A 15,720-nucleotide genomic window follows, 5' to 3' on the forward strand; every position below is an offset into this window, starting at 1 on the left:
GACCACGCCCCGACCACGTATCGTTTTCCCTCGGAGGGCTGTAGAGGCCCACATGAAGGTCCGGGGGCAACGCGAGTGTACGGACTGCGGCACCCAGTGGTCGTACTACGAGACCGGGACGGTCGAGTGTCCGAACTGTGGGAGCCTCAGGAGCCGCGGCGTGGACGAACGCACCGAACACACGGACACGCCCGTCACGTTCGACCTCACGCCGGCACGAAACCGCGTGGACGACGGACTGCTCGACGCCGCCGAAGAGGCCGCCGAACTCTGCCGCGAGTTCGTCCGCAAGACGGGGTTCGTCCACGCGGGCGACCTCAAACCGCTCTCGGACACCTACCTCGCCGCGGCCGAACTCGCGGCCGTCACGTCCTCGCTCCGTCGCGCCATGCGCACCACCGACGAGGAGGAGCTGTACCTCCTCGACTTGCTCCGCGGTGCCGACCACGGCGAGCGACCCGACCCCGAGTCGGTCCCCGAGTCGCTACACGCCGCCCGTGGCCTCGCGTACGCCGCCGCCGTCGACGACTACCGCGACGACGTCCGCACCTACCTCGGGGAACATCCCGACTCGGCGGCGAGCGCCGCCCTCCAGACCGTCGCCAACCACGTCCGGCAAATCGAGGCGCTGGACGGCGAGGTGGACGTCCGGACCACCGAACGGGTCGTCCGCGCCACGCAGGACGTTGGCCGGTACCTCGTGGAGGGTGACGAGGGTGCACTGGCGGCCGCCCGCGAGCGACTCGCCGAACTGGAGTGACCCAATAGTCAAGCCGCGGGGCCGCACAGTCCCCGCCATGCGAAGCGACCGCTGCGCCGACGCGCGTCCTCCCGCAGACCATCACGTACCGACCACCGACGGTGCCATCGTGGAGGGGTCGCGATGAGGCTCTGTGACGTGACGCTCCGCGAGGCGAGCCAGATGCCGGGGCGGGAGTACACGGTCGACCAGCGACTCGTGGCGGGACGGGCCCTCGACCGACTGGACCTGCCGCTCGTGGAGGCTGGCTTCCCCGCGACGGGCGACCACGACGCGCGCGTGGTCTCGACGCTCGCGGGCGAACTGGACGCAGACGTGGTCGCGATCGCCCGCGCCCGAGAGGACGACGTGGCCGCCGCTATCGAAGCCGGCGCGGACGTCGTGAACGTGTTCGTCCCCGTCTCCGAACGTCAACTGGAGCACATGGTGGGGATGACCCGCGAGGAGGCGTTCGCGGCCACCGCCGAGGCACTCGACCGCGCGGCGGAGGGGGGCACCCGCGCGCACCTCACGCTCACCGACGCGTTTCGGGCGGAACCGAGCGCCGTCGGCGAGGCGTTCGACCGCTTCGACGCGTCCATCGCGCTGGCGGACACCGTCGGCGCGCGGACCCCCTCGTTCGTCGCGGGGTACCTCCGGACGCTCGCGGAGGAGGGCGCGGACGTCACCCGGATGGGGGTCCACTTCCACGACGACCTCGGGTGTGCGACGGCGAACGCCCTCGTGGCCGCGTCGCTCGGCGTCGACCGTATCGACGTGAGCGTGGCCTCCCTCGGTGAACGCGCCGGCAACCCCGCGCTCGAGGAAGTGGTCGTCGCCGCGCGTCAGGAGGGGACGGAGACCGGTCTCGTCGAACGCGAACTGGTTCCGGTCTGCCGGGAGGTACTGGACGCGCTCGACGAGTCCGTCGACCCGCGGAAGGCCGTCATCGGCGAGGCGGTGGCGAGCCACGAGTCGGGCCTCCACACGGCCGCGATGCTCTCGGATCCGGCGACGTTCGAAGCGTTCGACCCGACGGAGTTCGGTGGGGAACGACGGCTCCTGTTCGGGGCGCAGACCGGCCGAGAGTCGGTTCGCCGCCTCCTCGAACGCGCGGGTCGGGAGCCGACCGACGAGCGGGTGACCACACTGCTCGACGAACTGGAGCGAGAGGGACCGCTCGGTCTGGACGAGGCGACCACCCTCGCGGGGCGGGTGGACTGACGGCGAGTGGCGAACAGGCGGCACGGCCGTACTGACAGGTGGTGTGCCACGCTACCGCGGTGCGACTCGGCGTCGCGCCACCCGCCAGCCGACAGTCAGGTCACGTCGGTCACGGGGGCGCTGGTCGCCCCCTAGTACGTCAACCCTCGCGTGCGAGCAGTCGCCGAACGAGTTCGCGGTCGAAGACGTCCGCCGGGAGGTCGGCGTGCCACGCCACCGCCGCGATGTCCTCGTCGGGGAGGCCGGGGTCGTCGCTCGGCGTCGGGTCCGCCGCCCGGGGCGTGGCGTCGAAGGTGGCGAAGTAGAACTCGAAGCGTCGGTCGTCCGCCGCGTGGACGAACGTCTGTTCGCTGACAGCGGCGAGGCTCTCGACGTCGACGGCGATACCCGTCTCCTCGCGCACCTCCCGGGCGGCCCCCTCGGCATGTGTCTCGCCCGCCTCCAGCATCCCACCGGGGAGGACCCAGTCGCTCGCCTTCGCGTCCTCCCGGACGAGGAGGACGTCCCCGTCGCGGGTCACGAACCCACCGACGCCCCACTTCCCCCCGTCGCGGTCGAGTTTCGCCCACTGGTCGGGCGGGAGTTCGATGGTGTTGCGCTGGCGCACGACGGTGTCGCCCGCGTCGTACTCCGCGACGAGGGCGTCGGGAGGGCGGACGCGCGGGTCGCCCCCCTCTCCGGGAGCCTCCGACTCAGTCACGGCAGGTCGATGGGCACGTCGGCCCGTTCGCTCGCGGCCTTGACAGTGTTGTAGAGGAGCATCGCGCGGGTCATCGGACCGACGCCGCCGGGGACGGGCGTGATGACGCCCGCCCGTTCCTTCGCGCTCTCGAACTCCACGTCGCCGACGAGTTCGTAGCCCTTCTCGGTGTCAGCCTCGACCCGGTTGACGCCGACGTCGATGACCGTCGCCCCCTCCTTCAGCATGTCGCCGGTGACGAGTTCAGGGACGCCCGCGGCGGCGACGACGATGTCCGCCTCGCGGGTCTTCGCCGCGAGGTCACGGGTCCGGGAGTGACACACCGTCGTCGTCGCGTTCCCGAGGGGGGCCTTCTGGATGAGGAGGTTCGTTATCGGCTTGCCGACGATGTCCGAGCGCCCGACGACGACGGCGTCGGCGCCCTCTGTCTCCACGTCGGCCGCCGCGAGGAGTTTCTGGATACCGTGGGGCGTGCAGGGCTTGAACCGGGGGTCCCCGGCGACCATCCGACCCACGTTCTCGGGGTGGAAGCCGTCCACGTCCTTCGCGGGGTCGATGGCCCGGAGGACGCGGCGCTTATCGACGTGGTCCGGGACGGGCATCTGGACGAGGATGCCGTGGACGGCGGGGTCGGCGTTCAGGTCAGCGACGGTGTCGAAGAGGTCCTCGGCGGGCGCGTCGGGGGCGAGTTCGACGTGGCTCCCGTCGATGCCAACCTCCTCGCAGTCGCGCTGTTTCATCGAAACGTACGTCTCGCTCGCCGGGTCGTCGCTCATCAACACGGTGGCCAGGCCCGGACGCGCGCCCGCGTCGGCCAGCGTCTCGATGCTCTCGCGGAGGCCGTCGCGGACATCGGCGGCGACGGCGTTGCCGTCGAGGACTGTCGTCATTGGGTGGAGTGGCGCGCCGACCGCCCTTCAACCCTCGGGTTCGTGCCCAGATTGGCGTTCGAACTCTCCGTTGTATGCACGTTCTTGGAGGACAGTCGCGAGCGGTCGCCGTCGTCGAACGTCGTCAGGCGCTCATCCTTCGACAGTGTAGTCCTCGAACGAGCGCGGTTCCGGTCCCTGATCTACCGCGTCGATGGCCTTCGAGTCGAGGTCCGTGGCCATCGCGACGCCGCCCCGTCCGTTCAGACTGTCGACGCCGCGCGCGACGACGCGGGTGACCCCCTCTGGCACGTTCACCTCGAAGGAGGCCTTCCGCGTCGACGGACCGGGGCCGTCGAACGACTTCTCACCGAGGGGGTCCCCGCCGGCCGTCTCGACGACGATGCCCTCGACGTACCCGATATCCGTCACCCGTTCGCGTTCGACGGTGACTCGGAAGGTGTACGACCGACCCTCGCTGCTGTAGAACAGACCCGACACGTTCGTCTCCAGGTCGTCGCGCTCGGGCGTCGACGTCCCGCCGCTCCCGTTCCCGGTCGTGTTCGCGTCCGTCGTCCCGGTAGTCCCGTTCGTCGACCCGTTCGTGTCGCTCCCGTTCCCGTCCCCGGCGGACGGTCCGGTGTTGCACCCCGCGAGGAGTGTGAGGCCGCCACCGGCGGCGGCGAGAACGGCGCGGCGAGTCGGGGACGGGTCGTCGGACCGGGAGGTGGGCGTCGTATCACGCATATTGAATCTCGTACGCCGGCTTCACGGGTTCTCCGTAAGGCGGTTTCGGCCCACGACGCCGCTCGTCTGACGCGCGTCTGACGAGTCGAGTCGTCCGGGGGCCACCGGCGCCGCACGGCTCCCCGTTCGGGTTTCGGAGGTCCTCACTCGCGGCTCCGAACCTCCCTACTCCTCGTACAGCGGGAAGTCCGCACAGAGCGCGGCGACGTCCTCGGCGGCCTCGGCCTTCACGTCCTCGTCGTCGTGGTGTTCGACGACGCGGGCGATGATGTCGGCCACCTCCCGGGTGGCCGCCTCGTCGAACCCGCGGGTCGTCAGGCCGGGCGTGCCGGCGCGGATTCCCGACGGGTTGAACGGCGAGCGGGTCTCGCCGGGGACGGTGTTCTTGTTGAGGACGATGCCGACGTCCTCCAGTGCGCGCTCGGCGTCACCGCCCGTGGTCTCGGGATGCGAGTCGCGCAGGTCGACGAGAACGAGGTGCGTGTCGGTCCCGCCGGAGACGATGGAGAAGCCGTGGTCGGCGAGCTGGTCCGAGAGCGCCTCGGCGTTGTCGACGACCTGCTGGGCGTACTCGCCGAACGCGGGCTGGAGCGCCTCCTTGAAGCCGACTGCCTTGCCCGCGATGTTGTGCATGAGGGGGCCGCCCTGTCCGCCGGGGAAGACGGCCGAGTCGATGTCGTCGGCGTGCTCCTCGCCGCACATGATGATGCCGCCGCGACCGGCGCGGATGGTCTTGTGCGTGCTCCCGGTGACGAAGTCGGCGACGCCGACGGGCGAGGGGTGGACGCCCGCGGCGACCAGCCCCGTGATGTGCGCGATGTCCGCGAGATGGTAGGCACCCACGTCGTCTGCGACCTGCTGGATGCGCTCCCACTCGACCTCGCGGGGGTACGCCGAGTAGCCCGAAACGATCATGTCCGGTTCGAACTCCTCGGCCGTCTCCGCGAGGCCCTCGTAGTCGACGTAGCCCGTCTCGGGGTCGACCTCGTACTGTTCGACCTCGAACAGTTGCCCCGTGAAGTTCGCGGGGTGGCCGTGGCTCAGGTGGCCGCCGTGGGTCAGCGAGAGCGAGAGGATCTTGTCGCCGGGGTCGAGCGTCGCGAGGTAGACGCCCATGTTCGCCTGCGTCCCGGAGTGGGGCTGGACGTTGACGTGTTCCGCGCCCCACAGTTCCTTCGCGCGGTCGATGGCGAGTTCCTCGACGTCGTCGGCGTACTCACAGCCAGCGTAGTAGCGCTCGCCGGGGTACCCCTCCGCGTACTTGTTGGTGAGGGCGCTCCCCTGCGCTTCGAGGACGGCCTTCGAGACGTGATTCTCGCTCGCGATCATGGCCAGCGTCTCGCGCTGGCGGTCGAGTTCCCCCGCCAGTGCGTCGGCGACTTCCGGGTCGACCTCCCGGACGTGGTCGTACTCCATATCCGGCCCTCCGGGATGCCCTCCCAATAATCTACCCCTCCATACGTCGATACACCTTTACGAGTCTGAGTGGACTACGTGATAGATGACCGAGCGCGGTCCGGACGCGTCGTCGCCCGGCGACGAAGCCGGCCCCCCCGAACTCGTGGTCGCGCCCACCGTCGACGGCCTCGCGACGGCGCTTACCCACATGCCCTCCCGCCTCCGGGCGACGGCCCCGGAGCGCTCACACCCCGCCGTTCGCCCCCACCCGCCGCTGGTCACGGTCGACCCGGACGCCGCGGAGACGACGGTACCCGGGTCGCTCGCGGCGGCGCGTCCCGACACCGAGGTCCACCTCGCGCTCCCGGCCGACCGCGAGCACCTGTTCGTCGCCGCGCCGCTGGCGTACTACCTCGGTGCCGCGGTGTCGGTCGGGGCCGACCAGCCGCGCCTGTCGACCCCCGGCGGTGAGTACGACCTCGACCCGTTGCCGGCGTTCCAGCACGAGGCCGCGGCACTCCTGCGCGACGTCTTCACCCTCGACGCCCTCGTCCGCGACCTGTCCGGCGAGGGGCGCGCGTGTCGCGTCGACCTCGTGACCGACCTCGGCCTCTGCCCGGCGGGCCTGCGCGGGTCGTCGCCGGGCGTCCGCCTCGACGCCTACCTCGGCGTCGACCGGGACCGACTCGCCGGGAAGCGTCCGGAGTGGCACCTCTCGACGTACGCGGACCCGACCGACGAGGCGCTTCGGTGTCTCCCCTTCCTGCTCGACGCCCTCAGCCTCGTCTACCTGCCGGAGTCCTCGGACATCGACGAACAGGGCCTCCTGCGCTACTCGCTTGACGACTTCTACCGGTGTCCCCCCGGCGGGCGGGTCGCCTCGGTGGACGTCGTCGAACCGACGCTCCACTCGGGCGAACTCCACGCGTGGCTGGCGGAGGGCGTTCCCGTCTCCGCGTTCACTCTCAGGCCGGCGGCGTTCGAACACCGGCGCGCGGCCCCGCCGCCGGACGGCGAACTCGCCGTTGCGGTCGTCCTCAACGACGGTTCGATGGCAGGCGAACACGACGTGGTCGCCGACACCTACCGGAAACGTGCTGAGGGCCTGCCCGCGTCGGTGTCGCTCTACGAGTCGCTGCGCGCCGACGAACTGGCCGACCTGCTGGAGACGCCACACGACTTCGTCCACTACATCGGCCACTGTGAGGTTGACGGCCTCCGGTGTCCGGACGGGAGCCTCGACTGCGCGAGTCTCTCGACGTCGGGGGCGCGGACCTTCTTCCTCAACGCCTGCGGGTCGTTCCACCAGGGACGGACGCTCGTCGACGCGGGGAGCATCGCGGGAGCCGTCACGCTCCGGACCGTGCTGAACGAACAGGCGGCGACGGTCGGGACGACGTTCGCCCGCCTGCTGATGCGCGGATTCGGCATCGAGCGGGCGATGCAACTGGCCCGCCGACAGATCATGATGAGCACCGACTACACCGTCGTCGGGGACGGCACGTTCTCGCTCACGGACGCCGAGCCGTCGGTCCTGAAGGTCGAACCCCTCGGACAGGACGGCGGGAACGACGAGGAGGCCGCCTACGCCGTCACCTACACCGTCCCCGCGGACGGCTGGCCGGGCGGAAGCTACCGCGCACCCTTCGAGGACTGTCGACGACTGCGGGGGACGACCGTCGAGACGACGCTTAATGCCCCGCAGGTGCGCGATTTGCTCGAAGAACGATGGATGCCGGTCGTCCACGACGGGTCGCTCCACTGGAGTGATGAATTCCTCGTGAATTTCACGTAACCATGTATTAAGACCGTCACGGTGTTGCGATTTCGCCCCAAACCGTCGACGAAAGAACTCTCGACCCGTTTTGGGATGCACTAGTGCGGTGAAATTAAATACCAGTTGCCCCTATAGTTTAACAATGAACTCGAACTTACTCGAGTCAGATGTGGAAGCGCTCCTCGGAGCGGCACTCGCGGACGCCGACGGTACGGCCTATCTGGTCAACCCGTCCGCCGAGACGCTCGAAGCCGCCATCGAGGCCGTCGAGGGAGCCGAGGACGTCTCGGTCCGCCTGCTCGGCGGGGAACGAACGCTGAAGGACGTCTTCGGCGACTTCATCGTCGCGAGCACGGCCGCCGACCTCATCGACGCCGGTCGCCTCGAACTCCGGACGTTCGACGACGCGGCGAACACCCTCATCATCACCGAGGACGCCGTCGTCGCCGTCGTCGCCGCCGGTGACATGGTCGCGGGTCTCGTCACCGACGACGACGACTTCGTCGACCGCGCCCTCGAGCAGTACGCCGACACGTGGGAGGCGAGCGAGAGCTTCAACCTCCGGACGCCCGCCATCACGCGCGTCCGTCAGTCCCTCTCGACCGAAATCGGCGACGACGTCGCCGCCGACTTCGACAGCGTCCTCGCGTCGCTGGAGACGGCCCGCGGCGACGGCGACGGCCTCGACGAGGTCACCATCAGCCTGCTCGTGGCCGCGAAGAACGAGGAACTGCTCTACGACATCAGCAAGTGGGGCGAGGACGTCGGCATCGCGTCGAAGGCGACGTTCTCCCGCACCAAGACCCGGCTGGAGGAGATGGGCCTCATCGACACCGAGAAGGTCCCCATCGACGTGGGCCGCCCGCGCCTCCGCCTCGTCCTCGGCGACGACCGCCTGCGCGGTGCCGACAACGGCGAACTCGCCAACGTCGCCCAGTCCCTGCTGGCGTCCTGATCGCACCGGGTGGCGGCCACGGCGCTCCGCCGGTCAGTTCCGACTGAACCGCCGCCGACTTCCACACACCCAGACCGCTCCCATGACGGACGAACGGGAACGCCTTTTTGACCGTCGGACCAGCGAGGAGACATGACTGTCGCACTCGTCGGTGACGGCCCCGCGGCGGACGCGGTCCGGGTGACCCTGACCGACGCCGACGCGGCGCTGACGACGACCGACCCGGCTGGAATCGGGGAGGCGACTCTCGCCGTCGTCGTCGCGGGCGTCGGCGAGGGAGTCCACGAGACCGCGAACGAGGTGGCCCTCGACGCGGGCGTCCCCTGGCTCGCGGTGGAACTGGGCGGTGTCGGCGCCACTGCGGTGTCGGGCGTCGAGGCCGCCGTCTCCGGCTTCGGACCCGATACGGCGTGCTACGACTGCCTCGGGGGACGGGTCGCCGCGAACCGCGACGGGAACGACGGGGGGGACGCGACGCCCCCGGACGCGGCGACGGCCCGTCTCGCGGGCGCACTCGCCGGTCGCGAGGCCGTCCGCCTCCTCGACGGCGCCTCGGACGTCATCGGGTCCGTCACCGAGGTTCCTCACGCGCGGCGCGACCTCCTCCCCCTCCCGCGCTGTACGTGCGGATCCGGGGTCGACCGGACGCTCCGACAGGAGTACGCCCCGCAGGACCTCGACGGCGCGCTCGACCGGGCGGAACGCGCCGTCGACGACCGCGTCGGCATCGTCCGGCAGGTGGGCGAGGTGGCGTCGTTCCCTGTCCCTTACTACCTCGCGCAGGTGGGCGAGACGACCGGCTTCAGCGACGTACAGGCGAGCCAGCAGGCCGCGGGGGTGGCGCTGGACTGGGACGCCGCGTACATGAAGGCCATCGGCGAGGCGCTGGAACGCTACAGCGCGGGCGTCTTCTCGACGGCCGACTTCGGCACCGCCCGGGCCGGCGACGTGCCGAACACGGTCGGACTGGACGAGTTCGTCCTCCCCGACGACGTGGAGACGGGCGGCCAGCGCCGGTGGGTCACCGGCGAGCACCTCCACGACGGCGAGTCCGTGTTCCTCCCCGCCGAGCGCGTGCAGTTCCCCCTCTCGGGTGCGGGGCCGACCATCACGACGGGCCTCGGCCTCGGGAACTCGGGTGCCGAGGCGCTCGTCGCGGGCCTCACCGAAGTCGTGGAACGCGACGCCGCCATGCTCTCGTGGTACTCGACGTACGACCCGCTCGGACTCGCCGTCGACGACGAGGGGTACGACACCCTCGTCCGGCGCGCCCGCTCGGAGGACCTCTCGGTGACGGCGACGCTCCTGACGCAGGACGTGGACGTGCCGGTCGTGAGCGTCGCCGTCCACCGAGAGGGCGAGTGGCCCCGATTCGCCCTCGGGACGGACGCCGACCTCGACGTGGCGAACGCGGCCCGCGCTGCGTGCTGCGAGGCGCTCCAGAACTGGACGGAGCTCTCGCGGATGGGGAAGGCGGACGCCCGGAACGCGGGCGGACGCATCGGCCACTTCGCCTCCCTGCCCGACTCCGCGCGGGCGTTCACCGACCCCGAGACGACGATACCCGCCGACAGCGTCGGCGACGACGTCGCGGGGGAGGACGAACTCGACGAACTACTCGGACGGGTGGGAGACGCCGGACTCGACGCCTACGCCGCCCGCCTGACTCCGCGCGACGTGGAGCGACTGGGCTTCGAGGCGGTTCGCGTGCTGGTCCCCGAGGCGCAACCGCTGTTCATGGGCGAGGCCTACTTCGGGGAGCGCGCGGAGACGGTTCCGGGGGACCTCGGGTTCGAGGCTCGACTCGGCCGGGAACACCACCCGTTCCCCTGAGTTCGGGGGAAGGGTCGAGAACGCCTCAGATACCGAACGTCGCCCGGAGCATGTCCCGGGTTCCGGGACCGAGACCGACGGCGACGATGGCGACGAGGAGGAGGATGGCGTACCGGGGGTTCTCCTCGAAGATGGTCTCGTCGAAGATGTAGACGACGGCGGTGGCGGCGACGATTTTCACGAGGAGGAAGGGCCACGCCCGCCCGATGGTGTCGATGACCGACGGCGGGAGGACGGCCCCCGTGACGTTGATGATGAACTCGTTGACGGGGTGTTTCGGCGAGTAGGAGAAGGGCAGGCCGAGCAGTTCCGCCCAGTCGGCTGCGAGGACGTTCGCCACGCCGTCCAGCGCGTGGGCGAACAGGACGACGAAGCTCATCAGGCCCGTGCCGGCGGTGACGGCGGGCGCGGCGCGGTCGTAGAGGAGGTAGAGGCCGCCGGCGATGACCGTCGAGAGGATGAGCGTGAGCAGGAGGATGAGCGGGTAGAACCCGGCGCTCGGGTGTTCGGGGCCGAGGCGAGCCGTCGTGAACCAGACGAGGTACCCGACGGTCGCGACGAGGACTGCCGACCCGATGGCCGCCAGCGGGTACTCGTACCGGGAGACGACGTCCCGGCGGGCGAGCGCCACCGAGAGGACGAGTGCCGCGAGCGTGATGGCGAAGACGGTGAAGTAGATGACGGGACTGATGATGAGCGAGTTCAGCGGGTAGGCGATGCCCGGTTCGACGCCCTGCGGGACGGCGTCGTTCGCGTCCTCGACGACGCGCAGTGCGCCCCCGAAGAACATGAACGGGATGAGCGCGAAGAGCAGGCCGCGCTCGCGGCCCACCTTCAGTCGGCGCAGGAGGAAGAGGACGCCGGCGAGCATGAACACGAGCGTGGCGGCGTAGCCCACCTCGGAGACGAGAGTGTAGCCGGGTTCGGCGACGATGTTCCCGCCGGCGGCGACGGCCTCCTCGCAGGCAGCCGTGGAGTAGAGCAACTCGGTCGTGCCGCCGCCCCGCACGGCACAGGCAGCGTTGTTCGCGTCCGCGAAGACGGGCCCCCAGAAGTAGTGCCAGAGGAAGCCGTCCCAGACGGTCCCGCGGAAGACGAGGGACCCGCCGACGAGGGCGACGAGGGCGACGGCGGCGGTCAGAAGCCACACCCGTTCGGGGCCGAGGCTCCGACCGAACCGGTGGTCGAGTTCCATACCGATGTGCCCGCCCGCGCTATGTTGAGGGTTCCGGTCGCGTGTGCCCGACGTGCAGGACCCCGAAGCGCGGTGGGGGAGCGTTCCCCGCTCGACGAATCGGTGTCAGTCCCACACGCCGACGTCGCCCTCGATCTCCCGCGCGGCCTCGAGGACCACGTCGTGGCAGGCGCCGCTGGAGGCGACGAACCCCGGCGAGTCGTGTCGCCACGGTTCGCCGTCCAGTCCCGTCACGGTCCCGCCGGCCCGTTCGACCATGAACGCGCCCGCGACGGAGTCCCACGGGTTGGGATCGACGTTCGTGATGGTCCCGTCGAGACCACCTGCCGCGACGAGCGAGAGGGTCGCCTGCGCACAGCCGAGACGGCGCATGTCCCCGAAGCGTTGGACGATGGCCTCGCAGGCGGCGGCGTACTCCTCGCGGTGGTCGAAGTCCCACCAGATGGTCGGGGCGACGGTGCACTGTTCGGGGTCCTCGACGTCGCGGGCGGACACCTCGTGGCCGTTCCGGGTGACGCCGTCGGGGCCGGCGACGTAGGCGTCGCCCCACGCGGGCAGGACGTTCGCGGCGGCCACCGGCTCCCCGTCGCGGACGGCGGCGACGCTCGTCGCCCAGATGGGCAGGTCGCGCACGAAGTTGTTCGTCCCGTCGATGGGGTCGACGACCCACGCCGGCCCCTCCTCGGGTACCTCCTTCAGGGCGTCTTCCTCCTCGCCCACGACGGCGTCGTCGGGGTAGACGCCGCGGATGATCTCGATGACGCGTTCCTGCGTGCGCCGGTCGGCCCACGTCACCACGTCCGTCTTGCCGTCTTTCGTCTCCACGTCGATGTCGTCCCGGAAGGCGTCGAGCGCGACTGCCGCGCCGGCGCGGGCCGCCCGTTCGGCCACGGCCACGCGCGTCCGTTCGTCGTCCATGGGCAGGGTCGCTCGCGGCGCGTCAAAGCGCCACCGATTAAGTCCGTCCGTGGCGACAGGTGCGGTATGAACCGACTGGCGAAGCGGGTCCACAACCTCACCCCCGACCCGGTGCGGCTGACGCTCGCGGGCGGCGAGACGCTCGACCTCGACGTGTCGAGTACCGAGTTCTTCCAGGAGTCCTTCCAGGGGGAGGCGAGCGACGGCGAGACGACCTACCGGATGGTCTCCGACGGCGACGACGACCCCCTGCTGGTCGCCCGCCAGACCCCCGACGGGTGGGAGGTCCTCGGCGAGGTGGAGTCAGTCGAATCCGCCGCCGAGGGTGGCACCGACGGAGCGACCTGACGAGGGAAGCGGGGAAGTCCCTGCGAGTGCTGTGTCGGGTAGATGCGACTCGTCGCCCTCTGCTGTTGTCTGCTCGTCGTCCTCGCGGGGTGTAGCGGCGCGTTCCCCGGTGGAGTGCCGGGAGGAACGCTCGGCGACGGGGCGTCGACCCCCGGAACCGAACCCGGAAGCGGCGACGAGGTCGCACCCGACGCCGTCCCTCTCGGGGGGAACGGGACATTCAGCGTCCACTTCATCAACGTCGGCCAGTCCTCCGCGACGCTGGTGGTCGCCCCCTCGGGCGAGACGGTGCTCGTGGACACGGGCGACTTCACCGACCGCGGGGAGGATGTCCTCGACTACCTCCGGGCGCGGGGCATCGACCGAATCGACCACCTCGTGACGAGTCACGCCGACGCTGACCACATCGGGGGCCACGCCGCCGTCATCGAGTACTTCGAGACGGAAGGTGAGGGCGTGGGCGCGGTGTACGACCCCGGCATCGCCGCCTCGACGCGCACCTACGAACGCTACCTCGACGCCGTCGAACAGTACGACGTGCCCCTCTACCTCACGCTCGCGGGCGACGAGATTCCTGTGGCCGGCCTGAACGTGTCGGTGCTCGCACCGCCCGAGGACTACCTCGCGGGCGAGGCGCGCAACGAGAACAGCCTCGTCCTCCGGGTCGACTACCGGGAGGCGAGCGTGCTCCTCACCGGCGACGGGGAGGACGAGGCGGAGTCGTACCTCGTCGCGAACCACCGCGAGGCGCTGAACGTCACCGTCCTCGCGGCGGGCCACCACGGGAGTCGCTCCAGCAGTTCGGCGGCGTTCCTCGAGGCCGCCTCGCCCCAGGTGATCACGGTATCGAGCGCCTATGACTCGCGCTACGGCCACCCACACGAGGAGGTCCTCCGCCGACTCGCGGCCCTGTCGGTGCCCGTCTTCTGGACCGCGACGCACGGCGACACCGTCGTCGCCAGCGACGGCCGGAACGTGACCGTCTACACCCAGCGGACGGCACCGACGGCCCCCCTCGACCTGCGGGCCAGCGAGGCTATCGCGCCCGACGCGACCGACTCGCTCCAACCGCGCCTGACCTTCGCCGCGGGCGGGTCCGCGGGACCACCCACGGGGATACCCGCGAGCGACCTCGCCGTCGACTCGGTCCACGCGGACGCCGCGGGCGACGACCGGACCAACCTGAACGACGAGTACGTCGTCTTCGAGAACACCGGCGAGGAGACCATCGACCTCTCCGGGTGGACCGTCAGCGACGAGTCCGGACGGACCTACACCTTCCCAGACGGGACGACGCTCGGTCCGGGCGAGCAGTTGACCCTGCGGACGGGAAGCGGGTCGAACACCGCCGCCGAACACTACTGGGGCGCAGCGGGGCCGGTGTGGAACAACGACGGCGACACCGTCACGGTCGAAACGGCCAACGGGTCGCGGGTCCTCACGGAGGCGTATGCCTAGATACACCGCGGTCCTCGACCGCTTCGAGGGCGACGACGCGGTCCTCGTCCTCGAACGCGGGGGAGAGGACGTCGACGACATCGCCGTCCCCCGGTCGGACCTGCCGGAACGCGGGCGCAAGCAGGACGCCGTCTTCGCCGTCGTCGTCCGCGACGGCGAACTACGCAGCGTCCGCTACAAGCCCCACGCGACGCGCTCGCGGGGCGAACGCGCCCAGTCGCGCTTCGACCGACTGGCCCGTCGCCCACCCCGACGTGGTGACGACGGTGACGCGGGCGAGTCGTAGTCCTCCTCGACACGACACACGGGCGAGCGTTCAAGTACGGTGACGGGACCACCGCCCCGTGTGACCTCCCTCCGGTACCTCGCCTGTGCGCTCCTCGCCCTCTCACTGACCGCGCCCGTCGACCCCGCGGGGTCGGCCCCGACCACCCGAACCGCGGTCCTCGACCGCTTCGAGGGCGATCGGGCAGTCCTCGTCGTGGAGGACGCGGACTCCCCCGAGACGCTCACCGTCGACCCGGCGCGCCTCCCGAGTGCGGGTCGCCACGTCGACGCGGTGTTCGCCGTCAGCCTCGCCCACGGGTCGCTGACGAGCGTGGAGTACGACCGGCGAGCGACTCGGCGGCGCACCAGGTCCGCCCGCCAGCGGTTCGCGGGCCTCGCGCGCACTCAGAGCGACCGCGTTCCGAGCACCTCGACGGGGTCGCCGACGGAGAGCGCCACCCCGACCTCGGATTCCGGTACGTGAGTGTTCACCATGAGGCGGAAGTAGTGGTCGAAGCGGTCGGTGTCGAGCCACTCCGGTCGTGTGGCCGCCCGCCGTTCGAGGAAGCGTTCGCGGAACCCGGGCGTCTCCGCGCCCGTGTTCGGGTCCCGCGAGGGGACGACACAGCGCTGGCACGGGGTGACGCCGAGCAGTTCCGCCTCGCCGACCCTGAACGCGACGGCCTCGCCGTGGTCCGCGACCAGTCGGTCCTCCCAGAACGGCGGGACGTCCGGGGCGCCGACCTCGAGGTTCGCCCGGAACCGCCGCCGTGCGCTGTCGACGCTCACGTCGAACCACGAGGCCACCTCGCGGAGCGTGGCCGTCGAGACCACCGTGGGGCCGTGGGCCTCGCGGTCGTCGGGGTTAGCCCCCGACGGGTTCGCGCCGGACGCTCACCTCGGAACCGAAGTACGCCGAGAGCCACTCGTTCAGGTCGCCCCGCTCGGAGAGGTCGAACTCGTGGCGTTCGTCCTCGCCGTGGACGCGGAGAGTGAGCGTCCGCGAGTCGGGGTCGAACGACGAACGTAAGCAGTGGACCGCCGCGGTCCGCTTGCCGTTGACGTACACGCCCGACCCGCCCACCGAGGCTGTCTCGGGGTCGTGGGGTTCGTCGGCGGGCCTGGCGACGACGGCGTACTCGCGGTCCCCGGCGAGTGCGCCCGCCGGGCCGAGTTCCGCCGTCTCCGCGTCGTGCGGGTCGAGGGACTTGACGGGGTAGGTGGTGATGCGCCGGAGTTCGACCATTGACGGGGAGTGGCGGTCGCTCAGACAAGAAGTGGAGTGGTCGAGC

The 15,720-nt window shown here is 70.7% G+C and carries 17 protein-coding genes; 9 read left to right on the forward strand and 8 right to left on the reverse strand.

The features are described from left to right. The first annotated feature begins 52 nt into the window (after positions 1-52). Positions 53-760 carry a DUF7117 family protein gene (locus tag NKG96_RS11130; RefSeq protein ID WP_254535006.1) on the forward strand — a complete coding sequence of 236 codons (708 nt, stop codon included), beginning with the start codon at positions 53-55 and terminating at the stop codon, positions 758-760. A gap of 123 nt (positions 761-883) precedes the next feature. Then, positions 884-1,963, forward strand: coding sequence for a LeuA family protein (locus NKG96_RS11135; protein ID WP_254535007.1), 1,080 nt, complete (start codon positions 884-886; stop codon positions 1,961-1,963). A 139-nt stretch (positions 1,964-2,102) separates the two neighbouring features. Here NKG96_RS11135 and NKG96_RS11140 read toward each other — a convergent pair whose 3' ends face one another. The 4 genes from NKG96_RS11140 to glyA all read right to left on the reverse strand — a co-directional run bounded on the left by NKG96_RS11140 (position 2,103) and on the right by glyA (position 5,695). Continuing rightward, entirely contained in the window at positions 2,103-2,663 is a 561-nt protein-coding gene (locus tag NKG96_RS11140; RefSeq protein ID WP_254535008.1) for an NUDIX domain-containing protein, read from the reverse strand. Continuing rightward, a complete protein-coding gene (locus NKG96_RS11145; protein WP_254535009.1) occupies positions 2,660-3,553 on the reverse strand; it encodes a bifunctional methylenetetrahydrofolate dehydrogenase/methenyltetrahydrofolate cyclohydrolase in 894 nt (297 codons plus the stop codon). The genes NKG96_RS11140 and NKG96_RS11145 overlap by 4 nt, the downstream gene beginning before the upstream one ends. A gap of 132 nt (positions 3,554-3,685) precedes the next feature. Next, positions 3,686-4,279: a hypothetical protein gene (locus NKG96_RS11150; RefSeq protein WP_254535010.1), complete on the reverse strand. Its 594-nt coding sequence runs from the start codon at positions 4,277-4,279 to the stop codon at positions 3,686-3,688. A gap of 165 nt (positions 4,280-4,444) precedes the next feature. Further along, positions 4,445-5,695, reverse strand: coding sequence for a serine hydroxymethyltransferase (gene glyA, locus NKG96_RS11155; protein ID WP_254535011.1), 1,251 nt, complete (start codon positions 5,693-5,695; stop codon positions 4,445-4,447). 85 nt (positions 5,696-5,780) lie between these two features. Between glyA and NKG96_RS11160 the strand changes: the two genes are divergently transcribed. The 3 genes from NKG96_RS11160 to NKG96_RS11170 all read left to right on the forward strand — a co-directional run bounded on the left by NKG96_RS11160 (position 5,781) and on the right by NKG96_RS11170 (position 10,242). After that, entirely contained in the window at positions 5,781-7,472 is a 1,692-nt protein-coding gene (locus tag NKG96_RS11160; RefSeq protein ID WP_254535012.1) for a hypothetical protein, read from the forward strand. Positions 7,473-7,596: 124 nt separating this feature from the next. Next, positions 7,597-8,409 (forward strand): transcriptional regulator TbsP, encoded by an 813-nt coding sequence (tbsP, locus tag NKG96_RS11165; protein ID WP_254535013.1) that lies wholly within the window; start codon positions 7,597-7,599, stop codon positions 8,407-8,409. Positions 8,410-8,541: 132 nt separating this feature from the next. Next, positions 8,542-10,242 (forward strand): YcaO-like family protein, encoded by a 1,701-nt coding sequence (locus NKG96_RS11170; protein ID WP_254535014.1) that lies wholly within the window; start codon positions 8,542-8,544, stop codon positions 10,240-10,242. Positions 10,243-10,267: 25 nt separating this feature from the next. On the opposite strand, the gene NKG96_RS11175 is transcribed toward NKG96_RS11170, so the two are convergent. Next, positions 10,268-11,437 (reverse strand): DUF63 family protein, encoded by a 1,170-nt coding sequence (locus NKG96_RS11175; RefSeq protein WP_254535015.1) that lies wholly within the window; start codon positions 11,435-11,437, stop codon positions 10,268-10,270. Positions 11,438-11,542: 105 nt separating this feature from the next. Beyond that, positions 11,543-12,355, reverse strand: coding sequence for an inositol monophosphatase family protein (locus NKG96_RS11180; protein ID WP_254535016.1), 813 nt, complete (start codon positions 12,353-12,355; stop codon positions 11,543-11,545). A 66-nt stretch (positions 12,356-12,421) separates the two neighbouring features. On the opposite strand from NKG96_RS11180, the gene NKG96_RS11185 reads away from it, so the two are divergent. The 4 genes from NKG96_RS11185 to NKG96_RS11200 are packed head-to-tail and all read left to right on the forward strand — an operon-like array spanning position 12,422 to position 14,912. Next, positions 12,422-12,703, forward strand: a complete 282-nt coding sequence (locus NKG96_RS11185) for a DUF8072 family protein (protein ID WP_254535017.1) — start codon at positions 12,422-12,424, stop codon at positions 12,701-12,703. A 42-nt stretch (positions 12,704-12,745) separates the two neighbouring features. Then, complete coding sequence (locus NKG96_RS11190; RefSeq protein ID WP_254535018.1) at positions 12,746-14,161, forward strand: lamin tail domain-containing protein; 1,416 nt, start codon at positions 12,746-12,748, stop codon at positions 14,159-14,161. Continuing rightward, positions 14,154-14,447, forward strand: coding sequence for a DUF3006 domain-containing protein (locus NKG96_RS11195; RefSeq protein WP_254535019.1), 294 nt, complete (start codon positions 14,154-14,156; stop codon positions 14,445-14,447). The genes NKG96_RS11190 and NKG96_RS11195 overlap by 8 nt, the downstream gene beginning before the upstream one ends. A gap of 60 nt (positions 14,448-14,507) precedes the next feature. Next, positions 14,508-14,912 (forward strand): DUF3006 family protein, encoded by a 405-nt coding sequence (locus NKG96_RS11200; RefSeq protein ID WP_254535020.1) that lies wholly within the window; start codon positions 14,508-14,510, stop codon positions 14,910-14,912. Here NKG96_RS11200 and NKG96_RS21045 read toward each other — a convergent pair. Together NKG96_RS21045 and NKG96_RS21050 are read right to left on the reverse strand one after the other, a co-directional pair. Continuing rightward, positions 14,834-15,262, reverse strand: a complete 429-nt coding sequence (locus tag NKG96_RS21045; protein ID WP_368409248.1) for an MOSC domain-containing protein — start codon at positions 15,260-15,262, stop codon at positions 14,834-14,836. The genes NKG96_RS11200 and NKG96_RS21045 overlap by 79 nt on opposite strands. A gap of 31 nt (positions 15,263-15,293) precedes the next feature. Beyond that, positions 15,294-15,674, reverse strand: coding sequence for an MOSC N-terminal beta barrel domain-containing protein (locus NKG96_RS21050; RefSeq protein WP_368409249.1), 381 nt, complete (start codon positions 15,672-15,674; stop codon positions 15,294-15,296). Positions 15,675-15,720 lie beyond the last annotated feature (46 nt).

The organism is Halomarina litorea (assembly GCF_024227715.1).
In the GTDB taxonomy this organism is placed as follows: domain Archaea; phylum Halobacteriota; class Halobacteria; order Halobacteriales; family Haloarculaceae; genus Halomarina; species Halomarina litorea.